Origin of the sequence: Synechococcus sp. R55.7, from assembly GCF_047461955.1 — a bacterium.
Taxonomy (GTDB): Bacteria; Cyanobacteriota; Cyanobacteriia; order Thermostichales; family Thermostichaceae; genus Thermostichus.
Map to the genome: position 1 here is coordinate 13,525 of NZ_JANSIC010000023.1, position 2,609 is coordinate 16,133.

At 58.5% G+C, this 2,609-nt stretch carries 3 protein-coding genes and 1 pseudogene; all 4 read right to left on the bottom strand.

The window, feature by feature from the left end; genetic code table 11:
- Window positions 1-274, bottom strand: a pseudogene (locus NW820_RS02315) (AEC family transporter); the annotation flags it as partial.
- A gap of 26 nt (window positions 275-300) precedes the next feature.
- On the bottom strand, window positions 301-1,560 hold the full coding sequence (locus NW820_RS02320) for a 4-hydroxy-3-methylbut-2-enyl diphosphate reductase (protein ID WP_011434194.1): 1,260 nt from the start codon (window positions 1,558-1,560) through the stop codon (window positions 301-303).
- A gap of 216 nt (window positions 1,561-1,776) precedes the next feature.
- Window positions 1,777-2,052, bottom strand: a complete 276-nt coding sequence (locus NW820_RS02325) for a lipopolysaccharide assembly protein LapA domain-containing protein (protein WP_011434193.1) — start codon at window positions 2,050-2,052, stop codon at window positions 1,777-1,779.
- Window positions 2,053-2,104: 52 nt separating this feature from the next.
- Complete coding sequence (locus NW820_RS02330; RefSeq protein ID WP_414328976.1) at window positions 2,105-2,551, bottom strand: pentapeptide repeat-containing protein; 447 nt, start codon at window positions 2,549-2,551, stop codon at window positions 2,105-2,107.
- Between the last annotated feature and the right edge of the window lie 58 nt (window positions 2,552-2,609).

Consider the following 2,609-nt stretch of genomic DNA (forward strand, 5'->3'; position numbering starts at 1 on the left):
GGCGCTGCCACCACAGCCAAGCGCTGGTCAAGGCAAACCCCAGCCCCACCGACAGCCAGCAGATCAGGGGAGCAACCCAGATTTGACCCGACAGATCCACTCCCTGCATAAACCCGACAATGCTGAGGGGCACTCCCACCCAAAACATGAATCGCCCCAAGGCGTGGGGATCCAGCCAACGATTCCAGCCGCCGGGCAGCCCCTTCTGGAGAGCAAACCCCAGCAGCGTCCAGCCCAGCAAGGGAGGATAAACCTGAAAAAGGGTGTTGAGCACGCTCAAGAGGGAGAGGGAAGGGATCCCTAGGCAGGGATCCGCCGAGGTTCTTCACGTAGAGCGAAGATGCGTTGAATCACCTCTTCAACAACGCGGTCTGGGGTAGAGGCACCGGAGGTAATGCCGATTTGCACCGGCCCATCGGGTAGCCACCCTTCGGTAACCGTCGGGTCTTGGTGAAGGGGCTTGTGGCGGATGCGGTTGTTGGGTTGGATGCAGTCGGGGCCATCGATGTGGAAGGAAGGCAAGCCCTTGGCCAGGGCAATTTCCTGCAGGTGGGTGGTATTCGAGGAATTAAACCCCCCGATCACCACCACGACATCCAAAGGCTGCTCGAGCAGCTCGAACATGGCATCCTGCCGCTCTTGGGTGGCATTGCAGATGGTGTTGAAGCTCATGAAGTGATTGTCCAACTCCTGGGGGCCATATTTGCGCAGCATGGTGGTCTCAAAGAGCTTAGCAATGGCGCGGGTCTCCCCCTCTAGCATGGTGGTTTGGTTGGCGATGCCGATCCGCTCTAGATCGCGATCCGGATCAAAACCGGGGGAAGTGGCCTTGCCAAAGCGCCGCCGAAATTCTGCCGCATCTCCGCCTTGCAAAATGTAGCGAGCGACCCATTCTGCTTCTTCCAGGTTCAGCACCACCAGATATTTTTCGGCAAAGGAGCTGGTGGCTACGGTTTCCTCGTGGTTGTACTTGCCGTGGATCACAGAGGTGAATTGAGCCGCGCGGTGCTTGTCCACTTGGTTCCACACGCGGGAAACCCAGGGGCAGGTGGTATCGACGATCTCATTGCCCTGCGACCGGAAAAACGCCATTTCCGAGGCACTCGCCCCAAAAGCAGGCCAGATCACCACATCTTGGGGCCGGATCTGAGAAAAGTCCTTCTTGCCGTCCGGGCCTTTCTCCACAAAGCGGATCCCCATCTCCTTCAGGTGCTGGTTTACCAAAGGGTTGTGGATGATCTCGTTGGTGATCCACAGTTGCCGATCCGGAAAGCGTCGCCGCGCTTCATAGGCATATTCCACCGCCCGTTCCACGCCCCAGCAAAAGCCAAAGGCCCTGGCCAGGTGAATGGTAATGTCGCCCCGCTGATAGCGGTAGGACTGGGCACGGATTTGCTCCACAAGGGGGCTTTTGTAGGTGGTTTGCAGCTCCAGTTGAGCCTGATCCTTGTGTTCTTCAAATCCCTTGGCAAAGTAGGTGCTGGATCCGCGCAGGGCTTTGCGCAGGGCCCGTGGGTCTTGGGGAGAGGGATCCGGGGAAGTGGGTTGGGAATGAGGCATGGTTACGGTTGGAGATACGCACTGATCAAGCAGACGGCGAAGGGATCCTTTCTCAGCTTACGCCCAGTCTCGCATCGGTGGGCCATTCCAGCATGCTTTCCCTAGGGCCAGCGACAAGATTGTCAAGTCAACTATAGAATTGCAGGTAGAATTGCAGGGGATCGAAGCTGTTGAGCCAAAGCCAGAAAGCAGAGGGATCCCTTTGGGAATTGGCCGTTATTGGGGCGGTTGATCCTGCATTTCCAGTTGGCGCACCCGCTCTTGTAATTGGCGGGCGGTGGCAGAAAAGCTGCGCCCAGGCCAGAGGAGAGAGCCCAGCCCCACCGTCAACAGGCCCAAGCCGACAGCCGCGGCGATGAGAAATCCCAAAGGCAGCTCCACCGAGCGCCACATTAAGAAATGTACGGTCAGGGTGGTGGGGTTTTGCCCGGCCAGGACTGCCACTCCCAAAGCCAGCAGCAGTGTCAAGACCAAGTTGAACAGCAGCAACATCAGGGATCCCGTCGCAACAGTTCCATTCTGCCTTGTCTGCTGGGGGGGTGGCTCAAGCCCGCACACTCCCGTCGGGTAGGGTGGCTCCGCTGAGGTCAGCGCCGGTCAGCACTGCTCCGCCGATTTTTGCCCCGCTTAGATCGGATCCCTGCAGTTGTGCACGGGTTAGCTTGGCTTCCCAAAGGTAGGCACCGTGCAAGTTGGCTTCCCGCAAGTCGGCAAAGCTGAGATCCGCGCCGATCAAGTTGGCTTCCCAAAGATTGGCCCCGCGGAGGTTGGCCCCCATCAAGTTGGCCGAGCTGAGATCGGCGCCGCGCAAATCGGCTTCCTGCAGGTTAATGCCACTCAGCTTGCCAAAGGAGAGGTTGGCCCCTCTCAGATTCACCCCTTGCAAGTTGGAGCGCACCAAGTCCACCCCCACCAGGTTGGATTCTTGAAAGTTGCGCTCGCCAGAGGCATATTCTGTCAGCAGCTCGTCAGCAGTTGTCACTCGGGGCATGGCCGGATACTGCCATCCGTGCGTTAAGCTTAACAATTTCTGGCTGCTCAACGGGGTA